This window comes from Mucilaginibacter robiniae (assembly GCF_012849215.1).
Taxonomy (GTDB): Bacteria; Bacteroidota; Bacteroidia; order Sphingobacteriales; family Sphingobacteriaceae; genus Mucilaginibacter; species Mucilaginibacter robiniae.
Genome location: NZ_CP051682.1, coordinates 1,383,598 through 1,400,242 on the forward strand (window position 1 = coordinate 1,383,598; position 16,645 = coordinate 1,400,242).

Here is a 16,645-nt window from a genome sequence, read left to right on the forward strand (position 1 = left end):
GCGGACGGACGAGTCCGAATGTGTAACTTAGCGGTTGTGAACCTCCCCTATCAAGCTGACCTCCCGACGCACTTACTCGCGGCCTGTTTCAACAAGACCTCCGCCACCTATAAATTTTATTGGTTCCTGGCTGTCCTGGGGCATGTGGAACAGGGCGAGTCGCAACTCAGCAAGCAGGCCTTGTTTGCGGATATGCTGGCGCACGCCTGGTACACGGTCAATTACTTCCATGTGTCCTTCGGTAAACAGGATAAGCTCCAGCAGGCCATTGAACAGGTACGCATCACCGAACACTTGACAATCGATGCCGAGTTGGGTCACATCAGCACCACTTTGCGGCAGACGTCTCACCCGCATACCCGCAAAGCGCTCCGGTACTTTGACAGCGAGGTTCCTCACCGCTTTTTGAGCCCCTGGTTCCGGGCGGAAGATAAACGCCTGGCCTATGCCTTTTCCCAGTCTTTTACCGGGGAATGCCTGTATGCCTTATATGCGGACCATATCGTGATCAATCCGGCGTGGGCCGCTTATCTGCAGCGGAACGCCCGCGTACTGAAAGACTTCTGCTACTGGAACCTGGCACTGTATCTCCAGGGCAGGAACCCTAATGTCCCCGACATACCTAACAAGCTGATCAAAGCACCGGTCCGGAAGAGCCTGACCGAACAGCGCAAAAAATTCTGGGATATCGTTATTGGTGAGCTGGGCAGCGTGGATTGCATTTACACCAATACCCGCCTTTGGCCCGGCAGGTATGCCGTCGAGCATTTTATTCCTTACGCCTTCGTCTCGCACGACCTGATCTGGAATCTCATCCCTGCAGACCCCGCTTTCAACAGCGTTAAAAGTGATAAGCTGCCCTGGCTGGACCGGTATTTTGAGCCCTTTTACCAGCTCCAGCAGCAGGCCGTCGCCATCATTTATGACAAGCTACCGAAAAGCAGGTTTCTGGAAGAATACCTGACGATCATCCCTGACCTGAGCGCCACCCGTCAACTTTTTTCCGCAGCAGATAAACAGCGTTACCGCGAGCAGTTGCAGCCGCTGATCACCATCGCTGCCAACAATGGGTTTGAATATTTACCGCGCTAAGGCTGCCGGGTGGTCGGCAGGTCCAAATTCGTGGGATGAACGGTCATGGCCCGCCGTCGCCTGGACCTATCCGGCCTTTAGCCGGGACTCATCACTCCGCTATCATAAATCAAGGAAATAGGTAACCGAACCGGGGGCGCCGTGAATCAGCTAACCTGATGAGCAGCATCAAGGTCTTTGTATCTGTCAGGAACTTTAATTTGATAAGAAAATCTAAGATCATATCATTCAGACCTGAGACTACAAATTTGAATGCCAAAATAAACTCATACATTTGCTTTCAGCAGGCGATCTTGCCTGCAATTGTGATAAGGTTTAGGTTGAAAGTTCCATTGCGCGAGGCTATGGAACTTTTCTTTTTCCATCACTTCGTTCACGCAAAATGCTGTTCGATCCGTGCGCCGATATCGCCCAGCAGCATTGGGGCAGGCAACTGACCGAATACCACCTCCCATTGCCAGTCGAAGTTCATCCGGATCTCGCCGACAAACTCGTGATGCAGATAGATGCGGTAGCCGTGCTGCCCGAGCAGTACCTCGCAGTACAGCAACTCGCCGTCCACATCCAGCCCGAAGCCGAACGATTGTTCTGACAGGTACTCAAAGTGGTCGATGGCGTCACCCATCCGCCCCACGGCTGATGCGGGGAAACGTTTCCCGCTGATCCGCTGCCAGCTGCCATCCGGGCGGCGTGCAATCGCGCCCTGGTACGCATCCTTTTCATCCCGGATCAGGTACAGCCCCCGATCAAACGTCAGCCAGTAGTGATGCAGGGCGTTTTGCAGGTCAAGCGTAAGGAGAATAGCCGGGTAAGTCCTCATCTTCCAATGGTTGATGCAGGTTGAACGAGTGACAGGGCCTGCTGTAAATCGGCCTTGACCGCGTGCAGCGCTAACCAAGGATCCGCCACATGCTTCAGCCGGTCCGGCAGGGTGTAAATCGTAAAGTCCGACAGCGAAAGCTCACCGTTGACCTCCTGCCAGTGCAGCGGCGTGGAAACGGTTGCCCCGCGTTTGGGCCGGACAGAGTAAGGGGCCGCAATGGTCTGCCCCCTGCGGTTCTGCAGGAAGTCGATATAAGTCTTGTTTTTGCGTTTGGCCGGGTTGCGCTCGATGCTGGTCGTATCCGGCAGCTCCTCATGGATCATGTTCGCCAGGTACTCCGCAAACTTGCGCACAATTGCATATTCATAGACTCCACCCACATAGCAGTAAATATGCAGGCCCTTGGAGCCGGAGGTTTTCACAAAGCAAGGCAACTGCAGCCGGTCAAATACTTCTTTCGTTTTCAGCGCCGCTTCCACCGCCTGGCTGAACGGCACATCATGCGGGTCCAGATCGATGACCAGGTACTCCGGGTGATCCGGCGTCTGATAGTTGCTCAGCCAGGGATTGATCTCGATACAGCCCAGGTTGACCATATACAGTAATGTCGCTTCATCTCTTCCAATGATATAGTTGATGTCTTTGTCGTTGCTTTCCGAATACAACCGGTAAGTGTTGACCCAGCCCGGCAGGTGCGCCGTATCAGTATCTTTCTGAAAGAACCCGGCATCGCTGATCCCGTTCGGCTGCCGGCGCATGGAGATGGGCTTATCTTTCAGATAAGGCATCAAGTGCGGCGCTAAGTCGCGGTAGTAAGCAAGCAATTCTCCTTTGGTGATGCCCTCATCCGGCCAGTAGAGCTTGTTCTGGTTGGTTAGCCTAAGTGTCTGCTTACCCACCTTGATCGTTTGTTCGTCAGCAAAGGGTTGTGCAAACCCTTCCGGCACGACTTCTTCTGCCTGCTTGTCCATGCGCAATCCTTTATACACCGGGTGCCGCATGCTGCCTTCGGCCGTCCACTCGGCAAAAGTCACCTCACAAACCAGCTCCGGCCTTACCCACTGCACCTTGCCGTGATAGCTCACCTTGTCCGTGAACGGCTTGTCATCGGTTTTCAGCGGTTGCAGCCGCATATACAGGTCTTTCAGGCTGGCCTCGTCAAAGCCGGTGCCGCAGTTGCCGACATACCGGAGCGTGTCATCTTGCCAGATTCCCAAGATCAGCGAGCCGATATGGCTCCGGCTGCCTTTGGGCGCCGTATAGCCGCAGATGACGGCTTCCTGCGAGGCCTGCACTTTATATTTCAGCCAGCGGTCGGAACGCCGGCCGGACTCGTACCCGCTGTTGCTGTCCTTGCCAATGATGCCTTCCCAGCCTTCTTTCTGTGATTGCACGAGCAGTTCCGACCCTGTAGCGGCCGTATATTCAAGGTAAACGACGGTGTCATTTTGGGGCTGGTTATCCAGAAAGGCTTTCAGCAGCGCCTTGCGTTTAATGAGCGGCAGTTCCCGCAGGTCATGCCCGTTCAGTTCCAGCAGGTCAAAGAGATAATAGCGCAGGGTGCGCCGGCTTTTCTCGCTGTCATAGTTCTGCAAGTCCTGAAAGGCACTTTTGCCGTGCCCGTTCTCCAGCACGATCTCGCCATCCACGACCGCGCCTGTATCCATCGCCTGCAGTGCTTCAAACGCGGCTGTATATTTATCATTGAATGCTATTCCGTTGCGGGAGATGAGGGCGGCAGCCTTTTTACCGGTATAGCCGATCGCCCGGTACCCGTCCAGCTTCGGCTCATAGAGCCAGTCGGGATCATCGGTGAGATGCTGCGCCAGGGTCGCCAGCATAGGCTGGTAGACAGTACCTGCTTTTTTCTTCTCCTGTTTTGCTGATGCGGGCCCATTCTTCTCCGCATGGACCCGCTTTACCGGCGAATGCTTGGGCAATTGGGTAAGCTTGCCATCCTTGTTGTTCTTTAGCTGCTTAATAGTAACCGGTACGAAATCCTCGCTGTTGAACTTACCTTTGGCAAATGCATCCTGGTGCTTGATGAGCAGCCAAGCGTTGTCTTCCGCCTCCCCCTTGTGCAGCTTGACCAGCGCAAACTCCCCTTTAAGAATTTCGCCATTCAGCCGAAACTTTAGGTCACCCGACTTCAGGCCTGCACGCAGCGTCTTGACATCCTCCTTGCGGGAAGTAGAGAGTGAAGTATAAGTCCCTTGATCCCAGGTGATGACCACGCCGCCGCCGTACTCACCGGCAGGGATGATGCCTTCGAAATACTGGTAGTTATACGGGTGATCCTCCACCATCATCGCCAGCCGTTTATCGCCAGGGTTCATGCTCGGGCCTTTAGGCACCGCCCAGCTTTTGAGTACACCGTCCAGTTCCAGCCGGAAATCATAATGCAGGCGCGAGGCATGGTGCCGCTGCACCACAAAGCGCAGTTCCCCTGTAGCCGATTTGCCGCCTTTGGGTTCCGATGTCCTGGTGAAATCCCGCTTGGCGTTGTAGTTGGCAAGGCTCATCGCTTACGCTCCTTTCTTGGCCTGCATGCTCTGCATGAGCTGCTCATACAGGTCGGTACTGGCTGCTGCCTTGGGTTTGAGCTTCTTGACGGTAGCCCGCTTGCCTTTGGCTTTGGCCTTAATGATCTTCAGCAGCTCATCCGAATAGGTATCCTTGAACTGATCGATGTCGAACTTTTCGCTGTACTGGTTAATCAGCGCCAGGCCCATGTCCAGTTCTTTTTTGCTGACGGTATCACTGGCGGGCAGCTTGAGGTCGGATGAGGAACGCAGTTCCTGGGCGAAGCGGATCTTGGTGATGACCAGCACGTCGTCCACCGGGTGGATGATGCACAGGTTTTCCGTATTGCGCAGCACGAAGCGGCCCAGCCCGGCTTTGCCTGACTTTTGCAGCGCCTTTAGCAGCAGCGAATAGGCTTTGCTGTTCTTGGCGTTAGACTCACTGAAGTAAGATGTTTCGTAGTACATGGGGTTGATCTCGTCCTTATCCACGAAACTCTCCAGTTCAATGAGCTTGGTCTTTTCCGGTGCCGCTTCCTCGAAATCATGCTGATCGAGTACGATGTAATTGTCGTCCAGCTTGTAGGCCCGCACGATCTTATCATAAGGCACTTCTTTATGCGTATGCTCATTCACCCGCAGGAAGTGAATCTTGGCCTGGTCACGCCCGTCCAGCATGTCCAGGTCCAGCGCGCTGTCCTGTACTGCGGAATATAGCTTGATGGGAATATTGACGAGGCCGAAGCCAATCGAGCCGTTCCAAATCGATCTCATAGCAATATGTTTAGAGAAAGAATTTCAAAAGCTGCACCACGGCAAAAGCGTACCCGTAGTACAGCACCGGGAAAAGAGGATCGCGACATTTCAGGATGACTGTAAATGAATCACTTAGCCTAATGCTATATCGAGGGGCTATTACATTGTGGATAAATCCGGCACGTTATCCACAGGCAGGTGGATAACTTTCGGGATGAATGTCAGTAAGTTGTTTCGCGGGATGACAAGGCGGGAACACGGATTGCTCCGCAAAGGTACACTGCACGCTACGCAGTGCACACAAAAGATAACAGCCGGCTCCATGAACGTACAGCTTCGCCAGATTCAGCACGCATTACAGACCATTGTCCTGCATTTCGCCCAGGGGCAGCGCCTCAACCTGGAAGGGAACTATAATACAAAGATCAATGCAGCAGAAACGCACCTGCGGGTGATCGCCAACAAGCGCGCGCCTTACCTGCTGTTCCAGCTGATGCAGGAGCTGCACATCACCCAGGCCATCGAGCTGGACAAGCCGGTCGCTTCTGCGCAGTACGTGGTGCATATCCTGGATACCATCCATCACTTTGAGCAGATCTGGGAAAAGCAGCTGGAAATCTATGGTCAGCTGGCGAAGGTTAAACTGACGCTGAACGCCTTGGACGAGCTTCTGGGTGATGCGGAAAGAAATTACCAGACCCTGCAACAAAAGCAGGTGCAGGGATAACTTCGGAACGCCGGTATCCGTAAAGTCAATGCCTCATGAAACGATTTTCCATGCCCTTCCTTTACTGCTTATGATCTACCCGCTACAATTCCAGGTGAGCCGGCTTCAGGGATTCGATGTGATCCGTGTCCAAGGGATAGCGGTTTACCTGACAGTTTACCCGGCAGCGCATCCGGGTTTCCACCCGGTGCCCGGTGAAAAACAGTATTACTGCTCGTCCCGGCAGGGCCTGCTGATCGTTGAGACCACCGGCTACACCCGGCTGATCGATCCTTTTCACCTGCAGAGCTTGTCTGCTGCCATCAAGTGGTACGGACGTACCCGGCTGGGCATGCCCAACATCGAAATCCGGCTTACGGACCCCAGGCGGTCGGGCAGCAATAAACCGGCGGATTAGGCAGGTCCAGCCGCGCCGAAAGTTTGCGCAATAATCTGCTGATCAAGCGTCGCTCTCGTACTCGACAAGATCATCAAGCTTGGTTCAGGGCGCCATACCGCTGGCCAAAGGGCAATTGATAAAAATCCCGTCCCGTCGTAACAAATTACTGACCCCGCAGTTGTATCCTTAGATGACGTGTAATCAAATGCTTCCTTATGTTACATAGAACAGGATATTCAGTTTACGATCAGGGCAACTCGAAATATATACAGGTGGAAACGGTATTGGTATTTTATCGTGAAAAGTTCATTATTTCAGGGAAGCATATGCTGTTTGAAGATACAGCCTTAATCGGCAACATGAGTTACACTGATAATGGTTTGTCCATGAGTGGACTAGAACGTCTAACGCAAAGCGAGCGGTTACAACTGGTAGCTCACATAAAAAACTATGTTGCACCCGACCAAGCCAGCTGTGCCCCTACTTTTGGATTTGGATTGCAAATTAAGGATAACGTGGTGTACTGTGAAATTATAGTCACAGATCATATCTATCATGTTTGGTTTGATGGAAAAAAGGTTGGAAAATTAACCCAGAATGAACGCTTTAACTGGTTGCAAATGCAATCGGAGTTGTTGCCGGCCGGAACGCTTAGAGAAATCTCTGACCGCATTGAGAAGCACTATGTGAATTTTTGATCTTCTTTCACCGGTACATCAGGTAGGTAAATAATCTCTCGTATAGCTTTGGTTGACATAGGCCTTCCACAAGCGGCTAATATGCAACGCCTTAATAAGCAACAAACACCACTGTACAGATTTAGCTTAAATGCTCTCTGTATAGTGGCATGTTGTGTATTAATTCTTTGTCCGGCCTGAATGGAAAGCTACCAGATACAAGCCTCCTTTCTCAAGTTGTGTGGGTGCGGCAGAACTCGGCTCAACGGACTCTAAGTTTAACTTGGCCCGAACGAGATGAAACAAGCCAAGAAAGTGCTCCGGTAATACCCGGTTAGCTAAAATCAGGTGATATTGCTTTTCCAGCAGCACCTTTTCCTCATGGGTTGCCCGTTCCACCTGCCATTCATGATCTGGTCTGCAACCGTGTTCTAAGGCCAGATTCTGAAGTTCAAACAAATAGCGGTTTGCCAGATTTTCGATCGCTTTTGATGCTGTCATCATTTCTTTTTCGTTTTGGGAATACTCTCCGTTTTAGATACGGTTGTTTTGCTTGTTTGGTAATCGGATAGCGATTTGTTGCCCTCCGCGCTCGGCGCTTTTTTTACATTCTTACTTCCTTTGTCTTTACTCATAAGTTTATTATTTGATATACATTTCTCTTTCCAGTTTGCGAATATTGGATTCTAACAACGTGTCGTTGAGATCCTGATAATGCAACGCACGGTGAGTTTTGAGTTTATTAATGCCCTGTGTCACCTCTGCAATAAGCCGGTTAATGTGTTGGAGCGCTCCCGCCTTGGCTTTTCGCATAGCCATAGTTTTACTGGCATAGCCATAAAACATCTCACTATCATCAGGCAGGATGTAGCCGGAGTGCACATGATGGGTTACTTCCTCCTGAATATTAGAATGTACCGGAAATACTCTTTGAGAGAGCAAAGCAGGCAGGAGTTTAAAATTATTGGTGGATATCTCGGTTACGGTAGTATCGTTTTTAAAAACGCGGTAATACCTGAACAGGCTGTTTTTTTTCATAATTTAACTGATGGTGATTAGCGTAAAGCTTAAAGATTACCGATCAGCAAACCAATAACATCTAAGGGTATAAATCAGAAAAGGAGAGGCATTTTGATAAAGATAGGGTTTAATAGTTGATAAACAACAGCTAATTGACTATATATTTTTTTTGCAAGCCGGCGATATGCCAACTCAGAAAAGGCAGCCAGTTTTTGCAAGTGTGGAATACCTTGAGCCGCGAAACGAATCCATTAAAAATCTGCTTTGCTGTGCGCTGGATGAGAGTGACGTTGCCGTCTTTCTACCCGTATACAGGCCATTTAAGAAGGTATGCTGTATCATTTAATTTGCATGCCGCCCATGATCGTCACAGGTGGACTGAGTTAAACATAGTTAGCTACCTGCATTACAGTTAGGGCTATGCTTCGCTATTACTTAAATAGTGCGCAAAACCGAAATGCACCAAGCGAACTCTGCCTCTTCTACTGACGATGGCTACAATGTAAATTTAGCTATCAACGTAGAGTTTGCTGGTTATGGCAGCTTTTGCCAAATCTTCTGAATTTACACTACTTGGCCAGTCTTTTTACTTTAACCGCATTTAGTCCTTTAGCTCCTTTTTCTACTTGAAAAGTTACAGTGTTCCCTTCTTTGATCTGCTCTGCAATGCCATTGACATGTACAAACAGGCTTTCCTGCGTTTGCGCATCGCGGATAAAGCCGTAACCTTTGGATTCATTAAAGAAAGTCACTGTTCCGGATCGTATGGGGTCTACGGGTAGATTTTCCAGCTTTGGGATACCCAGTGGAATGTTCTCCGGCGACACCTCTATCCGCTGAGCCGGATCGGGCTTTATCTAAGTTAGATTGCCGTTGTGATCCACATAAGCCATCATGGATGCTAAGGACTTTCCTTTACCGGAACTTGCTTTCCGGTCTTCCGCCCGTACCTTCTTGTCTTTTTGCTTCTGCAGGCGCTTTTTTTCGTTTTCTTTTTTGTTGAAGGTTTCTGAGGATCTACCAATGTGTTGTTGAATTTTTTGCTGGAATAATGCAATAATTTGAAAGCTATTGACTGGCCATTGGTGGTTGCTCAGCAGTAAGAGTCAGGTACGGAAAATAAAAAGGCACTCCTCCTGCTAGGTCAATTTCAGCGGAATATCCATCAAACAGCGGATTTGATATATCTGCGATTGTTCAATATACGAAGTAATATACGGGTATGTTTTACTTTACCTCTTTCTGTCCTACTGGCTAATCAAACACAGCACACTCGGGAACATTAGCAATATTGGGCGTCTTCAATTGTTCCCGAGATGATCAACGGATCATCTAATTACACATAACAGCTACTAGTGGAGCGAATCTATATAGCTAAATAAAAATAATAGATGCCTGCCATAGCAATGCTTAAAGACAGTGTACATTGTATACTTCTCCGAAGACGGTCGTTTAGCAGAAGATTAGGCCGGGAGGTACGCAGGGTTTGCAAAAGGCCGAAAAGCAGCAGCAATGTGACCTGATTACCGATTTCTACGCCAATAGTGAACCCGATTATAGCCAGCGTTATAGTCACACCCGGCATTTGATGCATGACTTCCAGCAGTCCGCCTGCAAAGCCGAGTCCATGAAGCAGCCCGAACAAAAATGCAATGGCCAAACGGCTGTTTCCCTGCGCAGCTGCCGGATGAAAGACATTTTGTAAGGCCACAAAGATGATGCTGGCGGCTATGCCAGCTTCAACTATTTGTTCTGGCAGTTGAACCAGCCGTAAAGCTGCAAGCGTCAGAGTGATCGAATGGGCAAGCGTAAAAGCAGTTACCACTTTTACCAGATCCCATAGCGTGTTAGCGCCTAATACCAGGGCAGCAATGAACAGTAAGTGGTCGTAACCAGTAAGAATATGCCGGATGCCTTGAAAGATAAACGTTTTTAATACCGCCCGGTTGTCCGCCTGTATTAACCGCTGCTTCGCTTCTAATTCACCGGATACAGATGATGCCCGGGCTAGCAGGGCCTTATCCGTCGTGAAACTTAGCTGATAAACCGACTGGTCATAAGTGCGGCTTTGGCCCATAACCTGAATATCCGGATTATTTGGCAGCAGGCAATTTACCAGATAAACAGATATGCTTCGCTGATGATGATTTTTCAACTTCAAGGTGTGCTGAGATGTGCCGGGAGGCAGGCTGGCACTAAGACTGATGATGATATCACCCAAACCCTTATATACTTCTTCCAATTTGGGAAAAGACAACGAATCCAGTTGAAGCTGTTTAGGACGACCATTCACCCACAAGAGCAGCTCATGGGTTACGTTGCTGGCATAAGTGCGTTGTTCTTCTTCTGTTATTGCGCCATCATGGTTGCGGTCGATGATCAACATGATTTTTCCTGCCACATCAGTGCCTGGTGTAAGCCGTAGTTGCAGGGTAATATGATCTTTAAAAAGGAAAATTGTAGTCGCTTGTAAATACTCATTCAGCCGGTGTGCTGCGGCTGGTACAGCCAGCCACAGCATCATGAAAAGAACTACAATCCCTTTAAATTTCATTGGCCAGTAAACGCATGTCCATACTCATTGGTAGGGTCGCGGTAAATGGTGTGTACGTGCATAGTAGGATCACCACCCACTCCCTGAGGCGAAAACTCAATCACCAATTTAGGGCCCTGAATGCGGTAATAAGAAGACCCATTCTTTCCGGGTTGATGTGTTGTCGGGCCACTCCAGGCGAAATAGGTTTCCTCCAAGCCTGCTTTGATGTCTTCCATCCTGGCTTTGCTGTAGGCATCATTCACAATACCTGTCCATTCGGCAATCAAATCAAGCAGCATGGTGCGTTGCTGTGCATTCATAGCGGAGGCTTTGAGTCCTTCAGGAACAATAGTTTTTCCTCCGCTGGCAGGGCCGAGTACCAAGTCATCCACATGGTAATTTAAAATGGCCTGTTTACGCTGAGTATCATTCAACGCATCCAGCAGTGTAAAGGCTTTATCATTTTCTCCTGCAAGTACCCGGACGGTTTTGCCGTGAGCGGTATAAATGGCAGGTTGAGCGCCCGTTAGAGTTGGAGTGCTGGAGCCATGCGCTCCGGCGATCACGACGTTTAATCCCAGGTGATGTCCGCCAAACTGTATCATCCAGGGGGTAGAGGTATTGGGTTGGCCGAAAATTCCTATTGTATAACGGTTTATACCCGAAGCAAACGGTGTTCCGCCTTCAAACAATACCTGATCTGACCCCATAATTTCTAATACCTTCTGATAACCTTTCGGACTGAGCATCACCTCCAGCAAATGCATGGCGGCCTTTCGCTGACTGGCGTTCAGGCTGCCCAGTTGCAAGCCTGGTCGCAGCACGTCACTAACTGGATAGTTCGACCATACCGCCTGCCCATACTGTTCGCCTACAAAGCCCTCTGCAGGTCCCATGCCTTTACCGGGACCACCTGGGCCGGGGCCCTGACCCGGCTTGTCACCTGGCTGGGGTGGATGTCCGCCGGGGCCACCGCCTGGTCTGTTGCCCGGACCGGGTTGACCCTCATGCTGCTGGTGACTCGAGGTGTTTACCCGTGCGTAATCTTCTGGTGCGAAAGGAACTACTTCATTTTCACCCGATCTTTTGAACCGGGCTACTGTAGCTGCTTTCTGGGCAGTAAAGGAGAACTGTACCTTCGCCAACTGTTCAACATTCAGCGCGTGCAGAAAGGTATTGGCAGCAGTCACAATCGCCTGTGTCTGGCTGATAGCGGTAGGTGTAGCCATGGTATTAGGCGCAGCATGGGTGTAATTATGATGCCAATGAAAAGCAGCAAGCATCGACGTTAAACCCAAAGACAGCAGTATAATCGGGTTACCTTTATTCATGGTGAGTGTTTATGGTGAAGTTAATAAATGATATTCCTGTTTACTGTAGTTGATAACCCGAACTTAGATTGATCTGCTTTGCCATCATCTGCCACTACTTGTTCTGTGACTAGTCAACTGCTTACAAAGATATTTATAAAAGCATTGAAGTTTCAACTGGTTGTCGATGAGTTTTGCCTATTGGTCTATTGTCACCTTTCGTCTCCACGACTTTCTGTTTCTTTGCAAAAAGAATTTAAAAAGATGAAAACCTTGTATTTAAGTAGCCTTCTGATGACGATGATGATAGGTAAAGGCTTTAGCTTAAACTCAGATCATGCTGCACATATCAAATGTATCACCGCGATTACTGAAGTTTTCGGCGAAGGGCAAAAAGTGACCGCCGCTGCGATTGAGTTTGATGAACCAATTAAGAATACCAGTCTTTCTGCTGCCGGTTTCTCCGTGGAGGGCAGAACAATCACCCGTATCTATGCAAATACTATTGCAGCAAAGGCGGCTAAAGGCAAAGATGGCCGTTATGTCATGATCGAGCTTTCACCAGCGGATGCCAGCGCCGCTACCTACGTGTCCGGCGGACACACTTCACTGTTAAGAAAAGCAATCATCACAGCAAAGCAACTGCGTCCGGTTGAAGCTGCCAATGGCGAACAATACATACCATCCGGTGCACCGGTACAAAGCAATCAACAAATCAATTTGGTGGTAGACGACTTCAGTCAGTTGGCGTTTAAAGATCCTAAAACAGGAAGAACCCTAAATTATAATCTGTTTATTCCTAAAAATTATGACGCTAGAAAGGCTTACCCCTTAGTGCTGTTTATGCATGATGCCGGTGAGGTAGGTGCCGAGGTTAAAGCGCCGCTGGTACAGGGACTTGGCGCCGTAATCTGGGCGACGCCCTCAGAACAGGCCAAACATGAAGCGTTTGTATTGGCACCTCAGTACAGCAGTGTTGTAGTGAATGACCAGTCTGAAGCAACTGAAGATTTGGATGTGACGGTAAACCTTTTGCATGAACTGACAGGTCGATACAGCATTGATAAAGACAGGCTGTATACCACCGGACAATCAATGGGCTGTATGATGTCTATTGCTATGGATATCAAGTATCCTGAATTGTTTGCCGCCTCGTTTCTGGTGGCCGGCCAATGGGATCCTGCCAAAGTTGGGCTGATGGCAAATGACCACTTGTGGATTGTGGTTTCGCAGGGTGATACTAAAGCTTTTCCGGGTATGAATGCCATTACCGCAGCTTTAGAAGAAAAAGGTGCAAAGGTGAGCCGGGCCACCTGGAGCGGCAGAGCCACAGCAAATGAGTTTGCAGCAGATGTGAAAGCTATGGAAGCCCAAGGCACATCTATTAACTATGCAGCGCTACAGAATGGAACAGTGATACCTGCCGGGGTAACCGACAACGGTGGAGGCAATCACCGCGGTACCTGGCGGATTGCCTATACAATAGAAGGTATCAGAGACTGGCTGTTCAGGCAGCGAAAATAAGTGGTAACTGATCAAGTACTTTCACAAGCAGGTTAGCGTATGATTGTTGAATAAATAAGGGTACAACCCTGCCTGTGTTACCTGCACTATCAATTACGGGCTTAGCCATTACGTGGCATATATAATGTGGCATATATAATCATGCCAGCCCCACTAATGCGACTATTGCCCCAATGAAATCGTACTTAGCCGGTTAAAATCCGTCAAGCCCAAACCAGCGCCAGCAGGATGAGAACACCACCGTATGCGGCATAGATTCTGCCGAAGCTGGCCGTTTGAAAGGTAGCCACCACGCCATAAAGCGTGAGCCTTACGCTTTCCAAGGCCCCGTACCAAAGTGGGTTACCTTCTTTTAGCCATTGCCAGATCAGGTAACCGCCGCCTATTCTGAAAAGCCACGCAACGATAAAGAGCAGGCTTGATTTAAAAGCAAGTGTCATCTAAGAAAAGTATCTTGTCCTTTAACAAGTATGGAAAATTAAATCGTCATCTTTAGATTTTCAGCGTATAAATTTAGCTTACTTAACGCCATGAACGAATTAGATCTCCACCCTTCTGCCAATGCGCTGCGGACTACACAAATCGGCATCGTCATCAGCATTGTACTGGTTTTTGTCAAAGCCATTGCCGGGCATATAGGGCATTCTTATGCGTTGATTGCCGATGCCACAGAAACAGGCGCTGATGTGCTGAGCTCCACGCTGTTGTTTTTTGCGCTCCGCATTGCTGTTCGTCCTCCGGATGCCCAGCACCCGTACGGGCATGGCAAGGCAGAACCCATCGCAGCCATCGTTATTTCCCTGTTCTTGATCGGCGCTGCCTTCTGGATTGGTTTCCATGCGATTGAAATGATTGAAACGCCGCACAGCCTGCCCCAAAAATTTACTTTGGCTATTCTGCTGATGGTGATCGTGATTAAGGAGGTAATGTTTCGCTATGTACTTGCCATTGGCAAAAAGCTGAACAGTCAGGCGGTGATCGCAGATGCTTACCATCACCGGAGCGATGCCATCACTTCGATTGCCGCCTTTATCGGTATTATTGTAGCCTTAATTGCGGGTAAAGGGTATGAAGGGGCTGACGACTGGGCTGCACTATTAGCGGCAGTCTTGATCATTTATAATGCCATCGGGATAATACGTCCTGCATTGGGTGAAATTATGGATGCCGCGCCGCCAGCCGAGATCAATGGCCACGTACGGGAACTGGCCGCAGAGGTGAGCGATGTCAAAAGGGTAGAGAAGTGTTTTGTCCGAAAAATGGGATTCGATTATTTTGTCGACCTGCACATTCAGGTAAATGGTCATCTGACCGTGACGCAGGGGCATGAAATTGCCCATCAGGTTAAAGATAAATTATTACATAGCACTCTGAGCATTAAAGATGCATTGATACATGTGGAACCGGCTTAGCTAAAAGAGTTGGCGTCGTGATCAAGCATTCTAATCTTCTATAAGAATGGAAGCACCGAAAACGTAAAGTTTACATAAGGTGCATTGTTGAACTTATTTTTTAGAAAGTAATCGCTTGACTGGGTATTCTGCTGAAAATGACCAGGTGTTCTGTCTTAAAGAGGTCAGGCGTTCCGGCGTAAACTGACCACCCCATTCCGGGGCAAACTGACCAGGGATTCCGGGCGAAACTGACCACCCCTGGAATGCAGCTGATGCGGTAGCAGCCGTCATCTTTGTAGGGTTACAAAACTCTCAAAGTATGGCTAACACTACGATCAGTATGAGTAAGATAAGAAAGATCTTAAGGATGTACACCAACGGGCGCAGCATCATGTCTATAGCAGCCCAGGCAGACGCATCCAGAAACACCGTAAAGAAGTATCTGGCCTCTTTCAAGGAGAGCGGCTTCAGCTTTGATGAAGTCAATGCTTTGAATGATAAAGAGCTGGAAGACTTGTTTGGCAAGGCTAAGGAGCGCTCTCCCAACAGCCGTATGCAAGCCATGCTGCGCTGCTTTCCCAAAGTAGACAAAGAGCTGAAACGTACCGGTGTTACCCGTCAAATGCTTTGGGAGGCTTATCGTAAAGAGTTTCCGGACGGTTACCAGTATAGCCAGTTTTGCTTTTATTATACCCAGTGGCAGGCCCGGGTTAACCCTGTGATGCACATCGACCACAAGGCCGGTGATAAGCTGTATGTGGATTTTGCCGGTCAAAAGCTGAGCATCACAAACCGGGATACCGGGGAGATCATTCCTGTCGAGGTCTTCATCGGCATACTTGGGGCCAGCCAGCTGACCTATGTCGAGGCGGTCATGAGCCAGCAAAAAGAAGACTTCATTTCCGCTTGTGAGCATACCCTGCATTACATTGGCGGCGTGCCGGAGGCCATTGTTCCGGACAATCTGAAAGCTGCCGTCACTAAAAGTAACCGTTACGAACCTACGCTGAATGAAACGTTTGAAGACTTCAGCAATCATTATTGCACGACCATCTTACCTGCCCGGGCATTCCGCCCTCGTGATAAAGCGCTGGTAGAAGGTGCCGTAAGAATCATCTATAGCCGCATTTATGTTCCCCTGCGCAAGAGCGTTTATCATTCCTTGCAAGAGCTGAATGCCGCTATTCATGAACTGCTGGAAGCCCATAATAACCGGCTGATGCAAAGCCGGCCTTACAGCAGAAGGCAGCAATTCGAGGAGGTAGAGCGTGAAACGCTTATGCCTTTACCCGTGTTGCGCTATGAGCTTAAAAAGCAGTTTCATGCCACCGTGATGAAAAACGGGCATGTCAGCCTCGGGCCTGATAAGAACTACTATAGTGTGCCTTACCGCTTCATCGGCAAAAAGATCAAGCTGCTGTATTCCAGCACGACGGTAGAGGCCTTCTATCATTATGAACGCATAGCCATTCACAAGCGTACCAAGGGGCTGCACCGCTACATTACGGATAAAGACCATCTGGCTTCCACCCACCAGTTCGTTGCCGAGTGGAACCCGGAAAAGTTCCTGTCCTGGGCCGCATCGATCCATGAGGATGTGCGCCTTTATATCCAGCATATCCTTAGCCGCAGGCACCATGCAGAGCAGGCTTACCGATCCTGCATCGGTGTGCTGGGCTTTGCCCGTAAAGCCGGGAATGAACGCCTGATCCTGGCCTGCAGAAGAGGCCTGAGTTATGGCATGTACAGTTACAAGACCATACAAATGATCCTGGAAAAGAACCTCGATCAGTACGAAGAAAGCTTATTTGCCAATGAACTTACCATGCCCGAGCATGATAACATCAGAGGCGAAGACTATTACCAGTAAACACGAATCAAGTCA

Annotated in this window: 17 protein-coding genes; 7 read left to right on the top strand and 10 right to left on the bottom strand. The window is 49.4% G+C overall.

Annotation, left to right across the window (positions count from 1 at the left end; genetic code table 11):
* The first annotated feature begins 36 nt into the window (after window positions 1–36).
* Window positions 37–1,092, top strand: a complete 1,056-nt coding sequence (locus HH214_RS06150; RefSeq protein WP_169611061.1) for an HNH endonuclease domain-containing protein — start codon at window positions 37–39, stop codon at window positions 1,090–1,092.
* Window positions 1,093–1,465: 373 nt separating this feature from the next.
* Here HH214_RS06150 and HH214_RS06155 read toward each other — a convergent pair whose 3' ends face one another.
* The 3 genes from HH214_RS06155 to ku are packed head-to-tail and all read right to left on the bottom strand — an operon-like array spanning window position 1,466 to window position 5,211.
* Window positions 1,466–1,912, bottom strand: a complete 447-nt coding sequence (locus tag HH214_RS06155) for a hypothetical protein (RefSeq protein ID WP_169606495.1) — start codon at window positions 1,910–1,912, stop codon at window positions 1,466–1,468.
* Window positions 1,909–4,437 carry a DNA ligase D gene (gene ligD / locus HH214_RS06160; protein ID WP_169606496.1) on the bottom strand — a complete coding sequence of 843 codons (2,529 nt, stop codon included), beginning with the start codon at window positions 4,435–4,437 and terminating at the stop codon, window positions 1,909–1,911. Before ligD ends, HH214_RS06155 begins: the two co-directional genes overlap by 4 nt.
* Before the next feature lie 3 nt (window positions 4,438–4,440).
* Complete coding sequence (gene ku / locus HH214_RS06165; protein ID WP_169606497.1) at window positions 4,441–5,211, bottom strand: non-homologous end joining protein Ku; 771 nt, start codon at window positions 5,209–5,211, stop codon at window positions 4,441–4,443.
* Between the two features lie 304 nt (window positions 5,212–5,515).
* Here ku and HH214_RS06170 point away from each other — a divergent pair, with 304 nt between their 5' ends.
* From HH214_RS06170 to HH214_RS06180, 3 genes are all read left to right on the top strand, one after another.
* Complete coding sequence (locus HH214_RS06170) at window positions 5,516–5,920, top strand: hypothetical protein (protein ID WP_169606498.1); 405 nt, start codon at window positions 5,516–5,518, stop codon at window positions 5,918–5,920.
* A 28-nt stretch (window positions 5,921–5,948) separates the two neighbouring features.
* Window positions 5,949–6,317, top strand: coding sequence for a hypothetical protein (locus tag HH214_RS06175; protein WP_169606499.1), 369 nt, complete (start codon window positions 5,949–5,951; stop codon window positions 6,315–6,317).
* Between the two features lie 197 nt (window positions 6,318–6,514).
* Window positions 6,515–6,997 carry a hypothetical protein gene (locus tag HH214_RS06180; RefSeq protein WP_169606500.1) on the top strand — a complete coding sequence of 161 codons (483 nt, stop codon included), beginning with the start codon at window positions 6,515–6,517 and terminating at the stop codon, window positions 6,995–6,997.
* Window positions 6,998–7,156: 159 nt separating this feature from the next.
* Here the strand turns inward: HH214_RS06180 and HH214_RS06185 are convergent, their stop codons facing one another.
* The 5 genes from HH214_RS06185 to HH214_RS06205 form a co-directional block, all read right to left on the bottom strand.
* A complete protein-coding gene (locus HH214_RS06185) occupies window positions 7,157–7,480 on the bottom strand; it encodes a hypothetical protein (RefSeq protein ID WP_169606501.1) in 324 nt (107 codons plus the stop codon).
* 138 nt (window positions 7,481–7,618) lie between these two features.
* Entirely contained in the window at window positions 7,619–8,014 is a 396-nt protein-coding gene (locus HH214_RS06190) for a hypothetical protein (protein WP_169606502.1), read from the bottom strand.
* 551 nt (window positions 8,015–8,565) lie between these two features.
* Window positions 8,566–8,823, bottom strand: a complete 258-nt coding sequence (locus HH214_RS21925; protein ID WP_248282220.1) for a cold-shock protein — start codon at window positions 8,821–8,823, stop codon at window positions 8,566–8,568.
* Window positions 8,824–9,362: 539 nt separating this feature from the next.
* A complete protein-coding gene (locus HH214_RS06200; RefSeq protein ID WP_169606503.1) occupies window positions 9,363–10,550 on the bottom strand; it encodes a HupE/UreJ family protein in 1,188 nt (395 codons plus the stop codon).
* Window positions 10,547–11,863: a DUF3500 domain-containing protein gene (locus HH214_RS06205; protein WP_169606504.1), complete on the bottom strand. Its 1,317-nt coding sequence runs from the start codon at window positions 11,861–11,863 to the stop codon at window positions 10,547–10,549. Before HH214_RS06205 ends, HH214_RS06200 begins: the two co-directional genes overlap by 4 nt.
* Window positions 11,864–12,106: 243 nt before the next feature.
* On the opposite strand from HH214_RS06205, the gene HH214_RS06210 reads away from it, so the two are divergent.
* Window positions 12,107–13,366, top strand: a complete 1,260-nt coding sequence (locus HH214_RS06210; protein ID WP_211166317.1) for an alpha/beta hydrolase-fold protein — start codon at window positions 12,107–12,109, stop codon at window positions 13,364–13,366.
* Window positions 13,367–13,569: 203 nt separating this feature from the next.
* Here the strand turns inward: HH214_RS06210 and HH214_RS06215 are convergent, their stop codons facing one another.
* Window positions 13,570–13,806: a YnfA family protein gene (locus HH214_RS06215; protein WP_248282221.1), complete on the bottom strand. Its 237-nt coding sequence runs from the start codon at window positions 13,804–13,806 to the stop codon at window positions 13,570–13,572.
* Window positions 13,807–13,896: 90 nt separating this feature from the next.
* On the opposite strand from HH214_RS06215, the gene HH214_RS06220 reads away from it, so the two are divergent.
* Window positions 13,897–14,778 carry a cation diffusion facilitator family transporter gene (locus HH214_RS06220; RefSeq protein WP_169606505.1) on the top strand — a complete coding sequence of 294 codons (882 nt, stop codon included), beginning with the start codon at window positions 13,897–13,899 and terminating at the stop codon, window positions 14,776–14,778.
* A gap of 93 nt (window positions 14,779–14,871) precedes the next feature.
* On the opposite strand, the gene HH214_RS06225 is transcribed toward HH214_RS06220, so the two are convergent.
* A complete protein-coding gene (locus tag HH214_RS06225) occupies window positions 14,872–15,051 on the bottom strand; it encodes a hypothetical protein (protein WP_169606506.1) in 180 nt (59 codons plus the stop codon).
* Between the two features lie 49 nt (window positions 15,052–15,100).
* Between HH214_RS06225 and istA the strand changes: the two genes are divergently transcribed.
* The gene (gene istA / locus HH214_RS06230) at window positions 15,101–16,630 is read left to right on the top strand and encodes an IS21 family transposase (RefSeq protein ID WP_248282179.1); all 1,530 of its coding nucleotides are present in this window, start codon (window positions 15,101–15,103) and stop codon (window positions 16,628–16,630) included.
* Window positions 16,631–16,645: the final 15 nt, after the last annotated feature.

Excerpts from the sequence above, each read along its gene's own strand:
- HH214_RS06155 (WP_169606495.1), bottom strand. The coding sequence starts at position 1,912 with ATGAGGACTTACCCGGCTATTCTCCTTACGCTTGACCTGCAAAACGCC.
- ligD (WP_169606496.1), bottom strand. The coding sequence starts at position 4,437 with ATGAGCCTTGCCAACTACAACGCCAAGCGGGATTTCACCAGGACATCG.
- HH214_RS06225 (WP_169606506.1), bottom strand. The coding sequence starts at position 15,051 with ATGACGGCTGCTACCGCATCAGCTGCATTCCAGGGGTGGTCAGTTTCG.
- ku (WP_169606497.1), bottom strand. The coding sequence starts at position 5,211 with ATGAGATCGATTTGGAACGGCTCGATTGGCTTCGGCCTCGTCAATATT.
- HH214_RS06175 (WP_169606499.1), top strand. The coding sequence starts at position 5,949 with ATGCCTCATGAAACGATTTTCCATGCCCTTCCTTTACTGCTTATGATC.
- istA (WP_248282179.1), top strand. The coding sequence starts at position 15,101 with ATGAGTAAGATAAGAAAGATCTTAAGGATGTACACCAACGGGCGCAGC.
- HH214_RS06170 (WP_169606498.1), top strand. The coding sequence starts at position 5,516 with ATGAACGTACAGCTTCGCCAGATTCAGCACGCATTACAGACCATTGTC.
- HH214_RS06205 (WP_169606504.1), bottom strand. The coding sequence starts at position 11,863 with ATGAATAAAGGTAACCCGATTATACTGCTGTCTTTGGGTTTAACGTCG.
- HH214_RS06180 (WP_169606500.1), top strand. The coding sequence starts at position 6,515 with ATGTTACATAGAACAGGATATTCAGTTTACGATCAGGGCAACTCGAAA.
- HH214_RS06210 (WP_211166317.1), top strand. The coding sequence starts at position 12,107 with ATGAAAACCTTGTATTTAAGTAGCCTTCTGATGACGATGATGATAGGT.
- HH214_RS06220 (WP_169606505.1), top strand. The coding sequence starts at position 13,897 with ATGAACGAATTAGATCTCCACCCTTCTGCCAATGCGCTGCGGACTACA.
- HH214_RS06190 (WP_169606502.1), bottom strand. The coding sequence starts at position 8,014 with ATGAAAAAAAACAGCCTGTTCAGGTATTACCGCGTTTTTAAAAACGAT.
- HH214_RS06185 (WP_169606501.1), bottom strand. The coding sequence starts at position 7,480 with ATGATGACAGCATCAAAAGCGATCGAAAATCTGGCAAACCGCTATTTG.
- HH214_RS06200 (WP_169606503.1), bottom strand. The coding sequence starts at position 10,550 with ATGAAATTTAAAGGGATTGTAGTTCTTTTCATGATGCTGTGGCTGGCT.
- HH214_RS06215 (WP_248282221.1), bottom strand. The coding sequence starts at position 13,806 with ATGACACTTGCTTTTAAATCAAGCCTGCTCTTTATCGTTGCGTGGCTT.